The organism is Actinoplanes sp. NPDC051851, from assembly GCF_040681165.1.
Taxonomy (GTDB): Bacteria; Actinomycetota; Actinomycetes; order Mycobacteriales; family Micromonosporaceae; genus Actinoplanes.
In genome coordinates this window covers 178,976-198,908 of record NZ_JBFAYF010000007.1, presented here as the reverse complement: position 1 = coordinate 198,908, position 19,933 = coordinate 178,976, and the positions used below count along the sequence as shown (strand labels likewise).

Genomic DNA, 19,933 nt, shown 5'->3' with positions numbered 1-19,933 from the left:
ACTCGCCAGTAGGCGGCAGGGTCGGGGTGTGCTGAACAATTCCGTCTGGGCCGCACTCGAAGGACCGCACGCCGGGTTCGCCGAGGCCGCCGGCAACGCCGCCCGCTACCTGCCCGAGATCGCCCCGTTCTGCGCCGTCAGCGACCCCGCCGACCCGGCGGCCTGGCGCGACCTCGCCACCCTCACCGACCACGCCCTGCTGACCGGTCCGTCCCTGACCCCCCGCTCCGGCTGGGAACAGGAGTCGATCACGTACGGCGTGCAGATGACCGGCACCGCGATGACCGCCGTCGACGACCCGGAGGCCGTCCCGCTCACCGAGCACGACGTCCCCGAGATGCTGGAACTGGTGGCCCGCGCCCAGCCCGGCCCGTTCCGCAAGCGCACCATCGACCTGGGCCGCTACCTGGGCATCCGTGCCCGGGACGGCCGCCTGATCTCGATGGCCGGCGAGCGCTTCCGCCTCCCCGGCTGGACCGAGGTCTCCGCCGTCTGCACCGACCCCGCGTTCCGCGGCCAGGGCCTCGGCGCCCGCCTCACCGCCGCGGTCGCCGCCGGCATCCTGGCCCGCGGCGAGCTCCCGTTCCTGCACGTGGTCTCCGACAACGACAGCGCGATCCGCCTCTACGAACGCCTCGGCTTCCAGCAGAGCACCGAGGTCGTCTTCGCCTCCTTCCGCCACCACGGCTGACGAGCGCAGCCGACCACCACCGCAGCAGCCGGTGTGGCACCCCGCGGCGGGCGAGGCGAGCTTTCGCCCCCCTCCGCCGCCGGGGCCACATCCCTGTCGTTCATCACCGCACATCCCTGTCGTTCATCACCGCACATCCCTGTCGCTCATCACCGCACATCGGTGACGACGCCCGGACGGGACCTCCGTGGCGCGCCCCCTCACCGAGGTCGCGGCGGGCCGCACCGCGACGATGTCCGGCCGGACGGGTCGGGGTCCCTGATCCGCTCGCCGTAACCTGGTCGGCATGGCCCACTCGGACGACGTACGCCGGATCGCGCTCGCTCTCGACCACGTCGTGGAGATCGACAGTGACGGGTTCGACTTCCGGGTGCACGACAGGGGGTTCGTGTGGTCGTACCCGGAACGGACGCCGGGGCAGCGCCGCACCATCCGCACCGACGTCGCCGTGCTCTACGTCGGTGACGAGGCGGAGAAGCAGGCGCTACTCCTCGGTGAGCCGGAGCTCTTCTTCACCACGTCCGGCTACGACGGTCTCCCCCTGGTCATGCTGCGGCTGCCGGAGGTGACCGTCGACCGCCTGGACGAGTTGATCACCGACGCATGGCGGATGCGCTCGGAGTGAGCAGACCCGAGGCCGGCCCACCCGGAGTGAGCAGACCCGAGGCCGGCCCACCCGGAGTGAGCAGGTCCGGCGCCGGCCCACCCGAAGTGAGCAGGTCCGGGCCCGGCGCGCCCGAAGTGAGCAGGTCCGGCGCCGGCCCACCCGAAGTGAGCAGGTGCGAACCCGGCGCGCTCGGCGTGAACCGATCGTGGTGTACCGCGGCCTCCAGCGGACGGCGGGCGCGCCAGCCGTGCCGTTCGAGATCCGGTGTCCGCTGCAGGGCGCTCACCGGCCCGACGCAGAGCCAGGCCACCGCGCGCATCGGCGCCGGGATGCCGACCAGGTCGTTCAGGAAATCCTCGCGGTAGAATGACACCCAGCCCACGCCGAGCCCCTCCGCGGTCGCCGCCAGCCACAGGTTCTGGATCGCCAGGCAGACCGAGTAAAGTCCGGCGTCCGCGATCGCGTGCCGCCCCAGGATCGCCGGTCCGCCGCGTTCCGGGTCGTAGGTCACCACGATCGACAGCGCCGACTCCAGCACCCCGTCGATCTTGATCCGGGCGAACCGCTCCTTCGCCGCGCCGTCGAGCGTCGCCGCGAACACCGCCCGCTCCTCGTGCACGTGCCGGTGGAAGGCCTCCCGGATCACACGATCCCGGATCAGCACGAAATCCCACGGCTGCGACATTCCGACGCTCGGCGCGGCATGCGCGGCTTTCAACACCTTTTCGAGTACGCCGTCCGGCACGTCGTCACCGGTGAACTCGGCACGGACATCGCGCCGTGCGTGGATCACATCGTACAAATCGCTCAACATCTGGACAGACTCCCGCTGTGGTTCTCCACGCGAGGCCGGTCTTCGGACTCCCGGATCGTCGCCTCACCACCCGCCTTCCCAGCCGTTCCCAGCCAGTGGCTGCGCCCTCCCGCGCTCACCGGGCCGGGCCGATCTCACTCGGCCGTGATCCGAAAGCGCCCTCAGGCACACAGGTGGCGGCTCCCCGGTCACCGCGGCGGGCTCCGTGCCGGATTCACACCGGCTTCCCGATTCTCCCCACCGAAGCGGGGCACCTCGCTGACAGTTTCGTCGCCACCTTCACACTACCTTCCCCCTTCTCCGGTACGCCGCAGCCCGGGCAGGTCACGCAGCTCACACCGCTTCCCCAGTACGCCGGCCCCCGGACAGGTCAGGCCGCCACCCGCCGGGCGAGCAGGCCCTCGCCGATCGCGAAGCGGGTCAGCTCCGAACGCCGCCGGTGTCCCGTCTTCTCCCGGATCCGGTCCAGGTGCGACCGCACGGTTCGTACGCTGATCACCAGGGCCTCCGCGATGTCCACGTCGCGCTCCCCCTCGGCGAGCAGGGCCAGCACCTCGCGCTCCCGGGGCGTCAGCGTCAGCCGGGGCCCCGCATGCCGCCGGCCCGCACTGTCCAGCAGGAACGCCGCGAGCGTCGCCGACACGAACGTCCCGCCGTCGGCCACCTGCCGGACCGCCGAACCCACCTCGGCCGCGTCCGCCGACTTCGTCAGGTACCCCCGGGCCCCCGCCGCGAGCGCGGCCAGCACGTCCGCCTGCCCGGACTGCGCCGACACGATCAGCGGCCGGTGCCCGGCGGCGGAGAGGGCGAGCACCGCCGCGGCCCCCTGCAGCCCCGGCAGGTGCAGATCGAGCAGGACGACTCCCCCAGCCGCGGCCCGGTACGCCAGGAACTCCTCCACCGACCCGGCCACCGGACCCGCCTCGACCCCGGGAAGCTCCTCGACCACCCGGGCCAGCGCCGCGCGGAACAGCGGATGATCCTCGACAACAGATACCAGTGTCATCTCGCGACCTCCCATCGGGCGCATCCCAGCGTCATTCCCCAGCCCTCTCATACCCCAGCCCTCTCGTTCCGCGCCCTCTTCATCCCCCAGCCCTCGCATCTCCCCGGCCCTCTCAATCCCCAGCCCCCGCATCTCCCCCGCCCTCTCAATCCCCGGCCCCCGCATCTCCCCGGACCGTTTCACTCCCCGGCCCCCGCATCTCCCCGGACCGTTTCACTCCCCGGCCCCCGCTTCTCCCCGGACCGTTTCACTCCCCGGCCCCCTCATGCCGTGGCCTCCTCTCGGGCAGCCTCGGCGGAGAGCCGCGGTCCGGACGGCAGCAGGTCCAGCAGCTTCGCGTCGACCGGGGACGGCGCCACGTCGCGATAGCCCAGCGCATCGAGATCGTCCTCGTCGACCGCGAACCGCACCCCCTGATCGGTCACCAGCGTCGCGGTCCCGGCATCCCCACCCGCCAGAACCCCGTGACCGGCGGTGACGTAGATCCGGACACCGCCGGTCACGGTCAGCGCCTTCGCTCCCGCGGGGACCGGAGCCGCGCCCGACGCCCAGAGCCGGACGCCGTCACCGGTGGTGCCCGCGCAGATGACCTTGGTGGAGACCGGCTTCGGCAGCACGGTGGGGTACTGCTCCGCCCGTACCGGAGAACTGATCTCTCCTGATGCGGCGATGTCGGCGGCGGCGACGGGCAGCGCGCGCGGGACACCGTCCGGGTAGGCGACCCGGTTCTCCGGAGCGGCCAGGATCAGCGCCGCCTCGGCCGGCGTCACCGGGTTCAGTCCCCCCTTGGCGACCACGTAGTACCGATCCCGGCCCCCGATGTCCTCGGCGCGGAGCACCTGCCCCACCCGCCTCGCCTCGCCACCTACCCGGACACCCCGGTTCCCGGCACCGCGAACCGCTCGGGGAACCAGATCAGCACCGCTGGGCAGCACCCCCAGCCACCCATCACTCACCGCCAGCGGAACCACCCCGTCATAGCCCAGCGCCACGGCGGCATCCCCGCGCATCCGGTACTTCCGCCCATCCGCGACCAGATACGTCCCCCCATCCGACGCCGCGTCCGCACCACCGGCCGACGCCGCGTCCGCACCACCGGCCGACGCCGTTTCCGCACCACCGGCCGACGCCGTTTCCGTGCCTCCCGGCGCCGTGACGACGATCGCCTGGTCGGTGGGCAGGCCCGAGGCCGGGAGCGGGGTACCGACGAGAACCGTGGTGCCCTCCCCACCGGAACAGACCGTCCACGGCCCGGCGATCAGCCGCGACGCACCGGGCAGGCTGTCCGGGGCCGCCGGGATACCCAGAGGCCGCCCGCGGGGAGCATCGGCGAGCCGCCCCGCCGGGATCGACACGGTCTTCGCGCCCCCGGTGAGCAGTCGCGCCGAGGCATAGTTCACCACCGGATGCACCAGCCCGTCCGCCCCGAGCACGTGCACCGCACCGGACTCCTTCTCGATCAGGATCTGCCCCGGTACGCGCCAGTCCACCGTGCCACCCGGCCGCACCAGCCCGAACACGAGGAACCCGCTCATCACGAGCAGCGTCCCGGCCACCCCACTGATCGCACCCACGGACACCCGCCGCCCCGGCGCCACGGGATGGTTCGCATCCCCGAACTGCAACGCCGACACGGTCCTGCGCCGAAGAAACTGCCCCGCCTGCAACTGATCACGCTGCGTCCACATCGGTCATCCCGTTGCTCATCCAGCATCGTCACCAGTTACTCCGCCGCACACCCCCCTCCGGTTCTCACCCACCCCTTCCTCTTTCTCCCCGCCCCGCTCCCAGCTTGTTCCCACCTGACGCCCAGCTTCTTCCCGCCCTGCCTCCAACCTCGCCGCCCTGCCTCCAACCTCGCCGCTCGGCCTCCAACTTCGCCGCCCTGCCTCCAGCTTCGCCACCCGGCTTCCAGCTTCGCTCCGCCCGGCTCCGGCCCTCTCCCCCTCACGGCGCCTCCCGTTCACGGCATGCGCTGCTCGCCTTCCGCCCGCCGCCACCCGCCCGCCGCCCGTGCCCAGGCCAGTGCTCCGGCGATGCGTTTTCCTCCCACCACCGAAATTCACCACAGCCAGTGTGGCGGATATTGTCGGAGTTAATCGATGAAATTGGCATGATCCAATACTGACCGAAGGGCTTGCGGACGGGGAAGAATTGAGGGCATGCGACAGGAATCGTTGTTCAGCAGAAGCGAAGTAGCAGCCATGCGCGACCGCACAAAGGCGCGCAATTATTCACCGTCACGCGAGGCATTCCGTCGCGACCATGAGCGACATCGCGCGTGGGGTTTACGACAACGCCACATCTCCCGGCTCCAGCAGCGGGGAAAGGATTCCCCCGAGAACATCCGGGCGTTGAACCACGCCTACTTCGCTCGCCTCCAGCAACTGAACCAGGCCGAGGCCCGGCACCCGATACCAAAGCCGAACATCCCCGCGAACCCGAGCTTCCCCACAAGGCCGGGCCGCCCCACACGCCCGGTCCGCCGCAGGGCCGATGCACCCTGTCCAGAGCAGTTGGCACTCCCCTTTCAGCCCAGCCCTCCACCCGAAGCCACCCCTCCAGCCCTTACCAACCACCCGGAACGCCCGGAAAGCCCGGAACGCCCGGAACGCCCGGAACGCCCGGAAGCACACGTCCTCCACATCGGCCCCGGCGCGCCACCCCAGGCGGATCCCACTCCCGCCGCACCCGACCAGCCAGCCCAGCCCGACCATCAGCCCGAGCTCAAGCGCGCGGACAATCCCGAGCACAAGCCCGAACGCGCGGACAATCCCGAGCACAAGCCCGAACGCGCGGACAATCCCGAGCACAAGCCCGAGCATGTGGACATGGATGAGCGCGTGGACACGGATGAACGCGTAGACACGGATGAACGCGTAGACACGAGTGAACGCGGTAGCCCGGCTCGATCAGGAGGCTTGGCCGAATCGGAGCATGCGGGCGCGCAGGGAATCCAGAAACAGCCGAATGGCCTGACCGAAGCGGTAAGACGAGCGGCTGCCGCGCCGCTTCCGCTCCTCGGCGTTGGGGCGCCTGCGGTGCGGGTCGGCTTGCCACTGAATGAATTCTGTTGCTCGAAATCCCGTGGTCCGTCAATAGCCTATCGCGCTTCGACTGCAACGCGCCGCTATCGGTATTCGGATCCACCCTATAAGGATGCCCCCAGCCCTCGCCCCGCAGAGGGTACTCCGCCGAGAGGGCCACCCGCCAACTCCGGCACTTTTCCCTCCTTCGCGCTTTGTTGCGCCTTCTGCAAATCTCTTGATCGACATTTTCAGCTTTCCCGGTCAGGGAGGATTGGTGGCTTTCCTGGGCTTCTCGCTCGGGAGAGAACACCTCGTGCAGACAGCCATCGGAACGGCGCTGGAGGACAAGGCCAGAGCGGCAACAGCTCACGGACGGGAGCCGACACCGGGTGGAAGCGTGCGGGGGCGCAGGCGGAAGCAGGCGCGGACCGAAGCCGAAGCAGGCACGGGCGCGGGGCCGAAGCAGGCGCGGGCGCAGAGGGCCGGCACGGGCGCGGGGCCGGCACGGGCGCGGGGCCGGCACGGGCGCGGGGGCCGGCACGGGCGCGGGGTGAGGTGGTTGGCGGGTGAGGGGGCCGGTTAGCCGGCTAGGGACTGGGCGGTGTGGTAGAGGCCGAGGACTGCGGCGGCGGTGGGGATCAAGGCGGTGACAGTGAGGAAATCGGTGATGTCGAGGAGGTGGGAGCGGTGTGGGGAAGGGGGGCGAGTGGTGGCGCGGAGGGCGTGGAGGGTGCAGCCGATGGCGGTGAGCAGGGTGGCGGCGGCGATCGAGTACGGGGCGGGCGGGCCGGAATGGAGGGCGAAGACCGTGGTGGCGGCGGGGAGTAGGAGGGCGCCTGTGGTCAGGAGGGTGGCCCGCTGTGGGGTGTGCGGGTAGGCGCGTGAACGGAGCAGGAGGGCCAAGCCTCCGAGGGCCGTGGTGAGCCAGGCGAAACTGTCGGGGGTGGAGAGGAGGATGGCGGCAGCCGGGAGGAGGAGGGAGACGGCCGCGGCGAGCAGGGCGGTCAGAGCTGTTTGGGCCAGGTGGGTGCGGGTGGTGACCTCGGTGGACGGGGTGGGCTGCTCGGTCTCGCGGAAAGCGGTCATGTCGGCGGGGACCTCCGGGATCGGGAGGGCGGCCAGACGGAGAGCGAGGGCGGGGAAGGCCGGGGTGATCAGGATCATCAGGACGAAGAGGACGGCGGCGGCGGCCGGTGCGGGGACGGCGGTGAGCGCCACGGTGGCGGCGGTCGTCGTGGCCAGGGCGGCGGCTCCGGCGACGGTGAGGAACCAGACACGATGGGGGGTGAGCAGGGCGGCGGCCAGGATGGCGTACGCGAAGAGGGAGACGCAAGCGATGGCGCAGCTCGCGGCCTGACCCGGCAGGAAGCCCGCGCTGAGCGCCGCGGCGAGCGATGCGGGCATGCCGGCGGCGGCCAGCACGGCGCCGACGACCGAGCTGCCGACGGAGGCGGTACCAGCGGAGGCTGAGACAGCGCCACCATGCCCGGCGCCACCATGCCCGGCGGCACCATGCCCGGCGCCAGCGGAGACGGCGCCAGCGGAGACCGGGCCACCATGCCCGGTGCCAGGGGAGGCGGAAACGGGCATGGTGGCCGACGCCGACCAGCCGAAAGGGGCCGCGCCGGACATGTTGGAGGGCACGGCACCGCTGGAGGGCACGGCACCGCTGGGGGACGCGGGGCCGGGTGCGATGGCGAGTGCCGAACCGCTGGAGGACGCGGCACCGGGTGCGGTGGCGGGGCGGCGGGAGAGGGCTGTGCCGGTGATGAGCAGGAGCAGGGCGGTCAAGGCCGCGGCGACGGCGCCGAATGGGTGTGGGGCGGTCGCGGCGGTGGTCACCGAGGCGGTCGCGAACGTGGCGGCGGCTGTGGTCAGGGCCAGGCGGCGGGACCAGAGAGGGCGCCAGCGGGACGGGGACGTCGCGACGTTGTCGGCCACGGCGTCGATCATGTCGTCGAAGAGGACCTCGGCGGCGGGGAAGGTGGTGGGGAGCAGGTGAAGTACCTCGCCGTCGTGGAGGGCGGTCGCGGCGACGGTTCGCTCCGGGCGCAGGGCGGGGCCCGCCAAACGGTGCAGGGCCCAGCCGGCCGGGGCGCCGGGGGCGCCGACGGCGCGGAGCAGGGCGGGCATCAGCTCGGCGATCGTGCAGCGGGCCGGGAGGGCTACGTCGATGCGGGCACCCTCGGCGATCACCGTGACACGCCGGGGCGCGGACGGCGCGGGCATCGGCGGCCGCGTGAGCCAGCCGGGATCCGGGGCAGGGCCGGCGGGCCAGCCGGGACCCGGGGCAGGGCCGGCGGGGTGGGTGAGCTGCGGGGGTGAGCCCGGCGGCGCGATGAACGGCGGGAGCGGGGGCAGGGCCGTCGTCGGGGTAGGCGCGGAGGAGAACATCGGGTCACGCAGCCGGGTAGGAGACGGGCGGGCAGGCCGGGTATGAGGCGGCCGGGTAGACCGGGCCAGCAGGATGGGAAACGGCCGGGTAAGCCGGGCCGGGCGGACAGGAGGCCGCCGAAGCGGAGCCGGGCGGGTAGGAAGTGGGCGGGTAGGAAGTGGGCGGGTAGGCCGGGGTGGTGGAGGGTGTGGGAGGGGCCGGGGGTGGGGTGAAGACGGACTGAGTGGCGGACTGCAGGCGGGTCAGGGCGTCGTTGATGGCGGTGAGGACCAGCTGGCCGACCGTGAAGGCGTCGTAGCGGCGCAGGGTGTCCGGGTCGATCGTCACGTCCAGGAAGGTGCCGGTGCCGGAGAGGCGGACCGTCACGGCGCCGTCGGCGGCGTAACCGGTGATCTCGCGGCGCCAGAGGTCCTCCTGGAGGGCCACGATCCGGGTGGTGTCGGTGTGGACCTGCTGGAGCAGGGTGTCCAGACCGGAGCGGAGCCGGTCGACGTCGATGCTGTCCACTGTTCTCAGCCCCTCGGGGTGTCGGTGCGGAGCAGGGTGTCCAGTTCGCCGGCGATCGTGACCAGGGCGGCGCCGAGCGTGGCGATCTGGGCGAAGGCGATCTGGTCGAGCTGGGTGCGTACGCCCTGGACGTAACCGTGCAGGCCGGCCGTCGCGCTGAGTGCCAGCGCGGTCGCGGCCGGGCGGGTGTGGATGTTCGAGAGCAGGGCGCGGACCGTGGGGTCGACCGAGCCGACGACCGAGCGGTACGCCTGCTGGACCAGCTGGAGCACGGTGGCGACCGTCTGCATCTGGGTGTCCAGGTTCTGGACCGTGGTGGTGATCCGCTGGAACGTCTCCAGCATCGCCCGGAGCTTCTCGATCGCGCCGTCCGAGGCGGTTCCGGTGGGCCACGCCTGGCGCAGGGCCTGCTTGTTCTGCTCGACCTGCTCGGCGAGCGCGATCAGGCGGGACATCCGCTGGGTGAGCTCCACGGCGTACTGGAGAAGGGTCTGAGGTTCTGTGGTGGCGATCCAGGGCAGGACGACCGTGCCGGGGCCGCGACCGTGCGCGGCGATGTCCATGGCGGTGGAGCCGGGTGCGGCGAACATGACGGGCCTACCTCCCGAACTGGCCGGTGGGCCCGAACGGGGCCGTGGAACGGAGCTGGTCCAGCGTGGTGGCCGTGGACTCGTCGGCCGTGTCGTAGTCGCGGGCGCTCGCGGCGATCCGCTGGTCGAGAGCCTGCAGCACCCGGGCGAACGCCTGGAGGGCGACGGCCAGCTGGGCGTGCGCGGTGGTGGTCGCCTGGCCGGCGCCGAGGCCGATCTGCCCGAACTGCGCGGTCGGTACGGCCAGACCCGCCAGGTCCGAGGTGCCGCTCACGAAGGTCGAGTGCAGGCCGTCGAGGGCCGTGACGATCCGTTCCACCTCGGGTACGGAGATCTGGAAACCGGAGCCCATGTCGCCTCCCTGGCCGGGCCGGATGTCTGTCATCACCGACGGTAGGCAGCGGTACGGGACGGCGGGCACGGCGGAAATACCCACCCGGACTACGGAGAACGGCCGCTGTGCGGGGACGCGCGCGCGGCCACCGTGGAGGGGTGACCACCGATCGAGAGATTGTCCTGCAGGCGCCGCCCACGCTGCCCCGGGGCGGCGGCGGCTCCTCGCAGCTGCTGTTCATGCTGCCGATGACGCTCGGCATGGGCGTGATGGCGTTCGCCTACATCGGACGGTCCAGCGGGACCGGCACGATCGTGTTCGGCGGGCTCTTCGTGATCGTGATGGCCGGGATGGTGGTCATGGCGCTCTCCCGGGGCGGTGCCGCGAAGAAGGCGCAGATCAACGACGACCGGCGCGACTACCTGCGCTATCTGGCCGGGTTGCGGGAGACGGTACGCCGGGCCGCGGGCGAGCAGCGGACGGCGATGCTGACCGCGGCGCCCGATCCGGAGAACCTCTGGACGGTGATCGGCACGCCGCGGATGTGGCGCCGCCCGCCCACCGACCCCGCGTTCGGCCGGGTCCGGGTCGGCCTCGGCCCGCAGCGCCTCGCCCGTTCGCTCCGCGCACCGCAGACCGCCCCTCTCGACGAGCTCGACCCGGTCTCGGCAACTTCTTTACGGCATTTCATTCGCACGTACGCCACGGTCCCCGCTCTCCCCGTCGCCGTCTCGCTGCGCGCCTTCACCCGGATCACGCTCGGCGGGGATCCGGTGGCCGCCCGCGATCTGGGCCGTGCCGTCCTCGCCCACCTGGCCACCATGCACGCGCCGACCGAGATGCGGATCGCCGTCTGCGCGGGGCCGGAGCGCGCCGCGGAGTGGTCCTGGACGAAGTGGCTCCCGCACCTCGCGCACCCGACGGCGACCGACGCGGCCGGGCCGGTACGGCTCTTCGGCGAGCGGCCCGCGGATCTGGCACCGCTGCTCGCCGGGGATCTGGCGGGACGGCCCCGGTTCCAGCCGGGTTCCGGCGCTCCGGCGGGCCGGGTCCACCTGGTGGTGCTGGCCGACCCGGGTACGGCGGGTGCACGGGAGGGGACGGCCGGGCCGGGTACGACGGGCCCGTGGGAGGGGCTGGCCGGGGTCACCGTGGTCACCTTCGGGGAACCGGAGGCCCGCACCGCGCCCGGGCGGCTCGACCTGGCGATCGCCGACGGGCGGCTGGGCACCCGGCGCCGGGAGGGCGTCACGCTGATCGGGGTGCCGGACCGGCTGGGCGCCGCCTCCGCCGAGGCCGCCGCCCGTCAGCTCGCCGCCTGGTACCAGCCGGCGCCGGCCGCCGCCTCCGGTCCGCGCCCGCCGGCCGAGCTGACCGAGCTGCTCGGCCTCGGCGATCCGCACGCGTTCGATCCGGGGTCCGCGTGGCAGCCCCGCGCGGCCCGGGACCGCCTGCGCATCCCGATCGGCGTGGACCCGGACGGCGCCCCGGTCGAACTGGACCTCAAGGAGTCCGCCGAGGGCGGGATGGGACCGCACGGCCTGGTCATCGGCGCGACCGGATCGGGCAAGAGCGAATTGCTGCGTACGCTGGTGACCGCGCTGGTCGCCACCCACTCCTCGGCGACGCTGAACCTCGCGCTGATCGACTTCAAGGGCGGCGCCACGTTCACCGGGATGGCCGGACTGCCGCACACCTGCGCCGTGATCACCAATCTCGCCGCCGAGTTGACCCTGGTGGACCGGATGGGCGACGCGCTGCGCGGCGAGATGGTCCGGCGCCAGGAACTGCTCCGGGCGGCGGGCGACTTCGCGTCGGTCCGCGACTACGAGCAGGCCCGGCGCAACGGCGCCCGGCTCGACCCGCTGCCGTCCCTGCTCGTGGTGATCGACGAGTTCAGCGAGCTGCTGGCGGCCCGGCCGGAGTTCACCGAGCTCTTCGTCGCGATCGGACGGCTGGGCCGCAGCCTGGCGATCCACCTGCTCTTCGCGTCCCAGCGCCTGGAGGAGGGGCGGCTGCGGGGCCTGGACAGCCACCTGAGCTACCGGATCGGCCTGCGCACGTTCTCCGCCGCGGAGAGCCGGACGGTGCTGGGTGTCCCGGACGCGCATCAGCTACCGCCGCGTCCGGGCGCCGGATATCTGCGGAGGGACACCAGCACGCTGCAGCGCTTCCAGGCCGCCTACGTCTCGGGCCCGGCCGTGGCGACGAGTACGGCGACCGGCGGCTGGCGGGACGTCCCGGCGATGGTGCCCTTCACGCTGACGGCTCAGGCGGCCCTGGCGAGGCCCGAACCGCCGGTCGCACTCAGCACCGGGCCCAGCACCGGGCCCAGCACCGTCGACTCGGGCGACACTCCCGGTTTTTCGGAAGTGTCGGTCATGGCGGCGCTGTTGGGGAGGATCGAGGGACGCGGGCCGGCGGCGCACGCGATCTGGCTGCCGCCGCTCAGCGACCCGCCGACCGTCGGGGAACTGGTGGCGGCATCGCACGAGACCCGGGAACTCGTCGTTCCGGTGGGCATCATCGACAAGCCGTTCGAGCAGCGGCGGGACGTCCTTCGGGCCGACTTCTCCGGCGGGTCCGGGCACGGTGTCGTCGTCGGGGCGCCGCAGAGCGGGAAGAGCACGCTCCTGCGGAGCGTCGTCTCCTCGTTCGCGCTCACCCATACGCCGCGGCAGGTGCAGTTCTTCCTCCTCGACTTCGGTGGGGGCGGGCTCGGGGCGCTCGCCGGGCTCCCGCACGTCAGCGGGGCCGCGGGACGACTCGAGCCCGGCACCTGCCGCCGCGTGGTCGCCGAGGTGGCCGCGCTGCTCGACGAGCGCGAGGAGAGCTTCCCCCGGTACGGCATCGACTCCGCCGCCGCGTTCCGCCGGAACCCGCCGCCCGCCGAGCGGGAGTTCGGGGACGTGTTCCTGGTGATCGACGGGTGGATGACGCTGCGGCAGGAGTTCGAGGACCTCGAGGAGACCGTGCAGACCATCGCGGCGCGCGGACTCGGGTTCGGCGTGCACGTGCTGCTCTCGGCGAACCGGTGGATGGAGCTGCGGCCGGCCCTGCGCGACGCGATCGGGACCGTCCTCGAACTCCGGCTCGGTGACCCGGCGGACTCCGCGATCGACCGGCGGGCGGCGGGGACCGTGCCGTCGGCGCCGGGGCGGGGACTGACCGGCGAGAAGCACCACTTCCTGGCCGCGGTGCCGCGATGCGACGGGCGACGGTCCGGCGAAGGGCTGGCCGCCGCCGTACGGGAGATGGTGGAGGAGGTGCGAACGGCCTGGAACGGACCGCCCGCGCCGCCCGTGCGCCTGCTGCCGCGGTCGATTCCGGCGGCGGAGCTGCCGGCCGGTGGGCGGACCGTGCCGATCGGGATCGCCGAGCGGGACCTGCGGCCGGTCTGCCTGGACTTCGACGCGGACCCGCACCTGATCGTCTTCGGCGACGGCGAGTCCGGCAAGACGGCGCTGCTCCGGCTGATCGCTTTCGGACTGATGCAGCGACGGACGCCGGCGCAGGCCGCGATCCTGACGGTCGACTACCGGCGCGGCCTGCTGGACGTCGTCACGGGCGAGCACCTGCTGACGTACGCGGGAGCGGAGCCGGCGCTGACCGCGGTGATGGGCGACGTCGCGCAGGGCGTCCGGAACCGGCTGCCCGGGCCCGAGGTGACCGCCGACCGGCTGCGCCGCCGTGACTGGTGGACCGGGCCGGAGCTGTTCGTGATCGTGGACGACTACGACCTGGTCGCCGGGCAGGGCGGGAATCCCCTGCTCAGCCTCCTCGACCTGCTGCCACAGGCGCGCGACGTCGGGCTGCACCTGATCGTGGCGCGGCGTACCGGCGGCGCCGGGCGGGCGATGTTCGAGCCGCTGCTGCAACGGCTGCGCGAGCTCGGCACACCCGGCGTGCTGCTCTCCGGATCCCGCGAGGAGGGTGCCCTGCTCGGCGGGGTGAAGGCCGCGCCGCGCCCGCCCGGCCAGGGTGTGCACATCGACCGGCACGGCTCCTCGTCGGTCCTGCAAGTGGCCTGGCAAGAGGGGTAAAAACACCGTGATGCCGATCATCAACGGTCAATAGCCTGAAGGAAAGAACCCCGGAGAGGAGAACGGAGATGGCCGGAACCGGCTTCCAGAGCGACGCCGCCGCGATGGCCCGCGCGGTCAGCGGATTCGATGAGTCCGCGGCCGAGGCACGGTCCGCGATGACCGCGCTGGAGAACGAGTTGCTGAGCATCCTGAGCCGCTACCAGGGCGCGCAGGCCACGTCCTTCTGGCAGCTGCACACCCGGCTGCAGGAGGACATGCGCACCGCGAGCCGCGAGCTCGACACCATGTCCCGGCTGGTCCGGGAGAGCGCCACCGACTACGGCACCGGCGACGACGAGGCCTCCTCGTCGATCGGCTCGCTGGTCGGTCAGACCGGAAACGCCATCCTCGGCCGCCTCTCCGGCGGCGTCTAGCCAGTAGGGAGTACCCGTCATGCCCGCTGAAGTGATCACCGTCGACTTCGCCGCCCTGCAGTCCGCCTCCGACCAGCTGTCGGTCAAGGCCCGGGCGCTCGAGTCGACCATGGACACCCTGGTGCAGTCCCTGAACCCGGTCAAGGAGACCTGGTACGCCTCGGGCAGCTCCGCCGGACAGGCCGCCGAGCAGTCGGAGACCCGCCTGCGCGCCGCGATCGCGGACGTCATCGGGGTGATCGCGCAGTTCTCCGCGAAGGTCGCCGAGTCGCGCGAGAACCAGCTCCTCATCGAGAACACCAACACCGGCCGCTTCAACTGATTCCGCCGGGTTCCGTGATCCGCAGGTTCGCAGATCCACAGGTCATGCAGATCCACAGATCCACAGATCCACAGATCCACAGGTTCGCAGGTTCGCAGATCCACAGGTTCACTGATTCGCTGATTCGCTGATTCGCTGAGGAGCGTGCACCGTGTCGTCCTTCGAGGTCCGGCCGGCCGAGCTGATCCGGGTCGCCGGCGAGCTCGCCGCCCGGAACGACGCGGCCCGCCATCCCGCCGAACGCCTCGCCACACTGGCCACCGGGCCTCTAGCGCCCGGCGCGTTCGCCGAGGCGGCCGCGCTCGCCGAGGCGCACACGGCCGCGGCCACCCGGATGCACGACCTGGTCCGGGCGGCCGCGGCGGCGCTCGGCGTCGCGTCGGAGATGACCCGGGCGGCCGCGAACCGGTACACGGCCGCCGACGAGGACGCCGCGGGGTCGTACCGGGCACTGGGGACGGTCTACGTCTCGCGCAACACGGTCTCCGTCTCCCCGAACGTCAAGGAGGGCTGAGCCGTGCACGCGGTGGCCACCATCTGGACGGACTTCTCCCAGTACTCGCACGAGGATCTGATCCGGGCGCTCTCCGCGGCGGATCCGGCCGGGATGACCGCCGCCGGGGACGCGTGGGGGCAGGTGGCGGAGGCGCTCTTCGAGCTCGCCGCCCCGGTCACCGCGTCGTCGTGGCGCGGCGTCTCCGCCGACGACCACCAGGCCATGCTCTCGGAGATCACGGTGGGTCTGCGGCGGCTGGGTGCCGCTGCCGCCGCTTCGAGAGATTTCGCGTACGACGCCAGCGAGGCCGTCGTCGTCGCGTGGAACAGCATGCCACCGGTGGCGGGCGAGGCGGCCCGGAGACAGGCGGTGCTGGTGATGGCGACGCTGGCCGAGCGGTACCTGGAGGCTGCGGGCGGCCTGAACGACGCGATGGCGGAGCTGGGCGACGGGCGGGAGCTGTTCGGGAGGGTGGGGCGGTACCTGCCCGCGTTCTCCTCCCTGTTCCCGTCCTCGCCGCTGGCCCCGTCCGGTAACGATCAGGCAGCGGGCTCCGGCCAGTCGTCCGGTTCCGATCAGGCCGGCGGTGCCGCCTCGCCGCTTGATCCCACCGCGCAACCCGGCGCGGGCCGCACCGCCGACGAGAAGTCCTCGATGTCCGCTCTGTCGAGCGGGTCGAGCGGGTCGAGCGGGTCGGGCGGGTCGGGCAGCGGGTTCGGGGGGTTCGGGGGGTTCGGCAGCGGTTCCGGTTTCGGCTCCGGCGCCGGCTCCGGCGCCGGCGCCGGCCTCGCAAACCCGACATTTCACGATATGAGCGGGAGTGGCTCGATGGCCTCGACGGGCATCGCGGCGGCGACCGGAGCGGTCGCCGCGACCACCGCCACCCGCGGGATGCAGGCGCCGCCGATGATGCCGATGGGCATGATGGGCGCCGGCGAGGGCGGGGGGACCTCCCGCCGCCTGCCGCCCTGGCTGGTCGAGACCGAGAACGTCTGGGGCGAGGCGACCACGGTCACCGCCCCGGTCATCGGCGAAGAAGGTGCCGGGTGGTAGCCCTCTCGGGGATCCAGAGCCGGACCCGCGTCCCCCTGCCCGGCGCCGACTCCACGGTCGCCGTACCGCCCGCCTCCCGGACCCGCTCGGTGATCGACTGTCGGATCCCGAACCCCGGCTCGGTGCACCTCGGATCGAAGCCCCGGCCATCGTCGCGTACCACCACCGCCACTCCCCCGGCGGACTCCGCGACCCGGACCACGATCCGCCCGGCCCCCGCGTGCCGCACCGCGTTGCCCAGCGCCGCCCGCGCCGCGTCCCGCAACACGTCCCGGCCGGCGTCGCTCAGCGCGACCGCCGGCTCCACACCGACCACCTCGACGCGCGGACCGTCCACGGGCAGGTCCCCGGCCACCGCGGAGAGCGCCCCGACCAGCGTGCCCGGCACCTGCGGACCGTCCGGCCCGCCCCCGGGCCACAGACCGTCCGGCCCGCCCCCGGGCCACAGACCGTCCGGCCCGCCCCCGGGCCACGGACCCTCCGGCCCACCCCCGGGCCACGGGCCGGGCGGCGCCGCGCGCGTGCCGCGGGGCCGCGGGGTCGCCAGCAGCGCCAGGTTGCCGCGCAGGATCAGGGCCTCCCGCCGGGCCGACGCGCGGACCCGGCGCAGCGCCTCGGCCGGCGCGTCCCGGTCGGAATCGCAGTCCAGCGCCATCGCCTCCAGCGACTGCAGCGCCGTGTCGTGCAGCAGCCGCAGCCAGTGCGCCTGTTCCGCGGCCCGCCCGGCCCGGTACGCCGCCCGCACCCGCCCGGCCCGGTACGCCGCACCCACCCGGACGGCCGCGACGGCGATCGCCAGCGCGACGGCGGCCCACCACTCGAACCGGTCCACGAAGGATTCCATCGTCACCCACCTCCGGCAGGTACTCCGCCGCGGTCACCCGGATCGGTTCGCCGAAATCTGTCACCCCTTCGGCGAACCGTTTCCCGGCGGATCACGGACACACTGGTGAGCGACGCGGACCCGGAGGCCGAGATGAGACGCAACGGACCGATGTTCACCCTGCTGGCCGGCATCGCGCTGGCGGCGGTCTTCTTCCTGCTGAGCATGCGCGCCACCCGTACCGCCTCGTTCGCCACCACGCCCACGCCGCCCGCCGGCAGCACCGCCGAGGACAGCACCGCCGAGGACAGCGGCGCCTCGGACGGTGCGGCTCCGGGCGGTGCGGCAGCGGGGGCGTCCGGCACGGCCACCGCCGGAGGATCGGCGCCCGCCACCGCGCCGTCCATCGACCGGGTGCCGCTCGCCGCACCGGTACGGACCACCGCCACCTGGGCGGGCACCCTGAAGGTAGGCACGCTCGCGGTCTCCGCCAAGAACGGCACCGCGATCGGCTACCTCTGCGACGGCGAGCGGATCGAGGCCTGGCTGAAGGGCACCGCCGAGGACGGCAGACTCCGGATGACCAGCACCAAGGGGGCCCGGCTGACCGGCAGTTTCGACGAGGACTCGGCGGCCGGGACGCTCCGGGTCGGCGGGGACAGCTTCTCGTTCGCGATCAGCGCGGTCCGCAAGCCGTCCGGCCTCTACCGGGCGACCGCCGAGATCCGCGGGAGCAAGGTCGTCGGCGGCTGGATCGTGCTGGCCGACGGCAGCCAGGTCGGGCTCGGCACGGTGGACGGCACGGTTCGCGAGACGTCCCCTCTCAACCTGACGGATGGAACGGCGACCATCGATGGAAGTACGGTGGCCGCATCCCGTACGGAGGGCGTCGCATGACCGATACCGGCACCCGCCCCACCGCGATCCTGCTGACCCCGCTGCTGGCCGGCGGCGCGGTCGCGATCACGCTCGGCGTCTACGCACGACTGCACCCGCCCGGCGGTGCCGGCGTCCACCTCGCCGTGTTCAGCAGCCCACTGACCGCCAAGGTCTGGCTCGCCACCGGCGCCCTCCTCTTCGCGCTGGTCCAAGTCGGCTCCGCCGCGGTGCTCTACGGCCGCGTCCCCGGCGTACCCCCGGCGCGCTGGACCGGCAGCCTGCACCGCTGGTCCGGCCGGGTCGCGTTCCTGCTCACCGTCCCGGTCGCGGTGCACTGCCTCTACGTGCTCGGCCTCCAGGGCGGCAGCCCCCGTACGCTGATCCACTCGCTCGCCGGCTGTCTCTTCTTCGGCGCGTTCACCGCCAAGATGCTCGCGCTCCCCCGCCCCGGCCTCCCGTGGTGGGCGCTGCCGCTGCTCGGCGGCGTGGTCTTCACCACGCTGACCGCGCTCTGGCTCACCTCGTCGCTCTGGTTCCTCGTGACCGCCGGCCCCCGGATCTGACATGATCGATGACGGACGATATCCATGCCTACGATCGGCGCCGCGATGGATGACACGACGCTCGCCGGGCGGTTCGCCGAGGGCCACGAGGACGGTTTCACCGCCGTCTATACGGCGTACCGCGGACCGGTCTTCGGTGTCGCCGTGAACCTGCTGGCCAACCCGGGACTGGCCGAGGAGGCGACCCAGCAGACCTTCATCGGGCTCTGGCGCAACCGGGCCCGGTACGATCCGCAGCGCAGCCTGGCGGCCTGGATCTTCGGGATCGCCCGGAAGACCGCCATCGACGTCTACCGGCGGGAGCGGCGCCAGCCCGCCACCGTCGACCAGGAACCGGAGATCGCCGTCGAGGCCTTCTCCGCCGAACGGTTGTGGGAGGTGTGGGAGGTGCGCCGCGCCGTCGAACAGTTACCGCCGGAGGAGTCCGCCGTCGTCCGGCTGTCGCACTACTACCAGATGACGCACAGCGAGATAGCCACGTCGCTGGGAGTGCCGGTGGGCACGGTCAAGTCCCGCTCGCACCGCGCTCATCGCCGCCTCGCCGAGTCCCTGGGCCACCTGCACGAGGCCCCCGCCACCAGGGACGACCCCGTGACGGCCGGAGACGAGTCATGACCGACGACGACCTCGAACGCCGCGCCGCCATCCTGGAATCCCTCGCCACCCCCGACGAGTCGGACGCCGACGGCCCCGCGCTGCAGCGGGTGAGCACCCTGCTGGCCCACCCCGGGACGTGGCAGGACGCACCCCCGATGTCCGCCGCCCTGCTCGCCGAGATCCGGGCTCCCGAAACGCCGATCCCGGCTCCGGCTCCGGCCCCGGCCCCGGCTCCGACTCCGGCTCCGGCTCCGGCTCCGGCTCCGGCTCCGGCTCCGGACTCAGCGGAAGCACCGGCGGAACGGAAGCGTCGCTGGTCCTGGTCGCTGCCCCGTCCGTCGCTCGGTCTCGCGGTCGCCTTCGCCGCCGCGATCCTCGCCGTGGTCATGTTCGGCGTCGACCTGCTGCCCGGCACCGGCACCCCGTCCGAGCAGCCGATCGCCCGGATCAGCCTGACCGGCACGAGCAGCGCCCCGGCCGCCCGCGCCACCGTCCAGGCCATCGAGCGCGCCGCCGGCTGGCGCCTGGTACTCGACATCGAGGGCCTCGCCCCGGCCGCCCCGGACACGTACTACGAGGGCTGGGCGATCCGCGGCACCGACCACGTCCCGCTCGGCACCTTCCACATGCACCAGCAGGGCCAGGTCGAACTCTGGTCCGGCGTACCGCTGCGCACCTTCTCCCGCATCGAGATCACCACCCAGCGGGTCGGCACGGACCTCACCCCCGGCCCCGTCGTGATGGCCGGCCAGATGTAACCCACCACGC

Annotated in this window: 19 protein-coding genes, 1 pseudogene and 1 riboswitch; of the genes and pseudogenes, 11 read left to right on the top strand and 9 right to left on the bottom strand. The window is 72.8% G+C overall.

The annotated features are described in order from the left end of the window. Positions 1–28 precede the first annotated feature (28 nt). Positions 29–691 carry a GNAT family N-acetyltransferase gene (locus AB0M08_RS10200; RefSeq protein WP_364491174.1) on the top strand — a complete coding sequence of 221 codons (663 nt, stop codon included), beginning with the start codon at positions 29–31 and terminating at the stop codon, positions 689–691. A gap of 286 nt (positions 692–977) precedes the next feature. Continuing rightward, positions 978–1,316 (top strand): hypothetical protein, encoded by a 339-nt coding sequence (locus AB0M08_RS10195; protein ID WP_364491172.1) that lies wholly within the window; start codon positions 978–980, stop codon positions 1,314–1,316. A gap of 169 nt (positions 1,317–1,485) precedes the next feature. Here AB0M08_RS10195 and bluB read toward each other — a convergent pair. The 8 genes and pseudogenes from bluB to AB0M08_RS10155 all read right to left on the bottom strand — a co-directional run. Beyond that, positions 1,486–2,112, bottom strand: a pseudogene (bluB, locus tag AB0M08_RS10190) (5,6-dimethylbenzimidazole synthase); the annotation flags it as partial. A gap of 15 nt (positions 2,113–2,127) precedes the next feature. Next, positions 2,128–2,385: riboswitch (cobalamin riboswitch) on the bottom strand. Between the two features lie 97 nt (positions 2,386–2,482). Further along, positions 2,483–3,118 carry a response regulator transcription factor gene (locus tag AB0M08_RS10185; RefSeq protein ID WP_364491170.1) on the bottom strand — a complete coding sequence of 212 codons (636 nt, stop codon included), beginning with the start codon at positions 3,116–3,118 and terminating at the stop codon, positions 2,483–2,485. 263 nt (positions 3,119–3,381) lie between these two features. Further along, the gene (gene eccB / locus AB0M08_RS10180) at positions 3,382–4,806 is read right to left on the bottom strand and encodes a type VII secretion protein EccB (RefSeq protein WP_364491168.1); all 1,425 of its coding nucleotides are present in this window, start codon (positions 4,804–4,806) and stop codon (positions 3,382–3,384) included. A gap of 600 nt (positions 4,807–5,406) precedes the next feature. Beyond that, complete coding sequence (locus AB0M08_RS10175) at positions 5,407–5,943, bottom strand: hypothetical protein (protein ID WP_364491166.1); 537 nt, start codon at positions 5,941–5,943, stop codon at positions 5,407–5,409. A gap of 783 nt (positions 5,944–6,726) precedes the next feature. After that, positions 6,727–8,376: an EsaB/YukD family protein gene (locus tag AB0M08_RS10170; RefSeq protein WP_364491164.1), complete on the bottom strand. Its 1,650-nt coding sequence runs from the start codon at positions 8,374–8,376 to the stop codon at positions 6,727–6,729. A gap of 169 nt (positions 8,377–8,545) precedes the next feature. Then, on the bottom strand, positions 8,546–9,049 hold the full coding sequence (locus tag AB0M08_RS10165; RefSeq protein WP_364491162.1) for a YbaB/EbfC family nucleoid-associated protein: 504 nt from the start codon (positions 9,047–9,049) through the stop codon (positions 8,546–8,548). Positions 9,050–9,054: 5 nt separating this feature from the next. Then, positions 9,055–9,639, bottom strand: coding sequence for a hypothetical protein (locus AB0M08_RS10160; RefSeq protein WP_364491160.1), 585 nt, complete (start codon positions 9,637–9,639; stop codon positions 9,055–9,057). A 7-nt stretch (positions 9,640–9,646) separates the two neighbouring features. Further along, positions 9,647–9,991: a hypothetical protein gene (locus tag AB0M08_RS10155; protein ID WP_364491158.1), complete on the bottom strand. Its 345-nt coding sequence runs from the start codon at positions 9,989–9,991 to the stop codon at positions 9,647–9,649. Positions 9,992–10,131: 140 nt separating this feature from the next. Between AB0M08_RS10155 and eccCa the strand changes: the two genes are divergently transcribed. From eccCa to AB0M08_RS10130, 5 genes are all read left to right on the top strand, one after another. After that, positions 10,132–14,016 carry a type VII secretion protein EccCa gene (eccCa, locus tag AB0M08_RS10150; protein WP_364491156.1) on the top strand — a complete coding sequence of 1,295 codons (3,885 nt, stop codon included), beginning with the start codon at positions 10,132–10,134 and terminating at the stop codon, positions 14,014–14,016. A 68-nt stretch (positions 14,017–14,084) separates the two neighbouring features. After that, positions 14,085–14,432 carry a WXG100 family type VII secretion target gene (locus AB0M08_RS10145; RefSeq protein WP_364491154.1) on the top strand — a complete coding sequence of 116 codons (348 nt, stop codon included), beginning with the start codon at positions 14,085–14,087 and terminating at the stop codon, positions 14,430–14,432. 19 nt (positions 14,433–14,451) lie between these two features. After that, positions 14,452–14,754, top strand: coding sequence for a hypothetical protein (locus AB0M08_RS10140; protein ID WP_364491152.1), 303 nt, complete (start codon positions 14,452–14,454; stop codon positions 14,752–14,754). 151 nt (positions 14,755–14,905) lie between these two features. Further along, the gene (locus AB0M08_RS10135; protein WP_364491150.1) at positions 14,906–15,268 is read left to right on the top strand and encodes a hypothetical protein; all 363 of its coding nucleotides are present in this window, start codon (positions 14,906–14,908) and stop codon (positions 15,266–15,268) included. Positions 15,269–15,271: 3 nt separating this feature from the next. Further along, complete coding sequence (locus tag AB0M08_RS10130; protein ID WP_364491148.1) at positions 15,272–16,303, top strand: hypothetical protein; 1,032 nt, start codon at positions 15,272–15,274, stop codon at positions 16,301–16,303. On the opposite strand, the gene AB0M08_RS10125 is transcribed toward AB0M08_RS10130, so the two are convergent. Next, on the bottom strand, positions 16,275–17,147 hold the full coding sequence (locus AB0M08_RS10125) for an ATP-binding protein (RefSeq protein WP_364491146.1): 873 nt from the start codon (positions 17,145–17,147) through the stop codon (positions 16,275–16,277). The genes AB0M08_RS10130 and AB0M08_RS10125 overlap by 29 nt on opposite strands. A gap of 132 nt (positions 17,148–17,279) precedes the next feature. Here AB0M08_RS10125 and AB0M08_RS10120 point away from each other — a divergent pair, with 132 nt between their 5' ends. Genes AB0M08_RS10120 through AB0M08_RS10105 form a run of 4 tightly spaced genes read left to right on the top strand, consistent with a single transcriptional unit; the run spans position 17,280 to position 19,923 of the window. After that, positions 17,280–18,023 (top strand): hypothetical protein, encoded by a 744-nt coding sequence (locus AB0M08_RS10120; protein WP_364491144.1) that lies wholly within the window; start codon positions 17,280–17,282, stop codon positions 18,021–18,023. Then, positions 18,020–18,568 (top strand): DUF6529 family protein, encoded by a 549-nt coding sequence (locus tag AB0M08_RS10115; protein WP_364491142.1) that lies wholly within the window; start codon positions 18,020–18,022, stop codon positions 18,566–18,568. Before AB0M08_RS10120 ends, AB0M08_RS10115 begins: the two co-directional genes overlap by 4 nt. 45 nt (positions 18,569–18,613) lie before the next feature. Next, positions 18,614–19,183, top strand: coding sequence for a sigma-70 family RNA polymerase sigma factor (locus tag AB0M08_RS10110; RefSeq protein ID WP_364491140.1), 570 nt, complete (start codon positions 18,614–18,616; stop codon positions 19,181–19,183). After that, on the top strand, positions 19,180–19,923 hold the full coding sequence (locus AB0M08_RS10105) for an anti-sigma factor (RefSeq protein ID WP_364491138.1): 744 nt from the start codon (positions 19,180–19,182) through the stop codon (positions 19,921–19,923). Before AB0M08_RS10110 ends, AB0M08_RS10105 begins: the two co-directional genes overlap by 4 nt. Positions 19,924–19,933 lie beyond the last annotated feature (10 nt).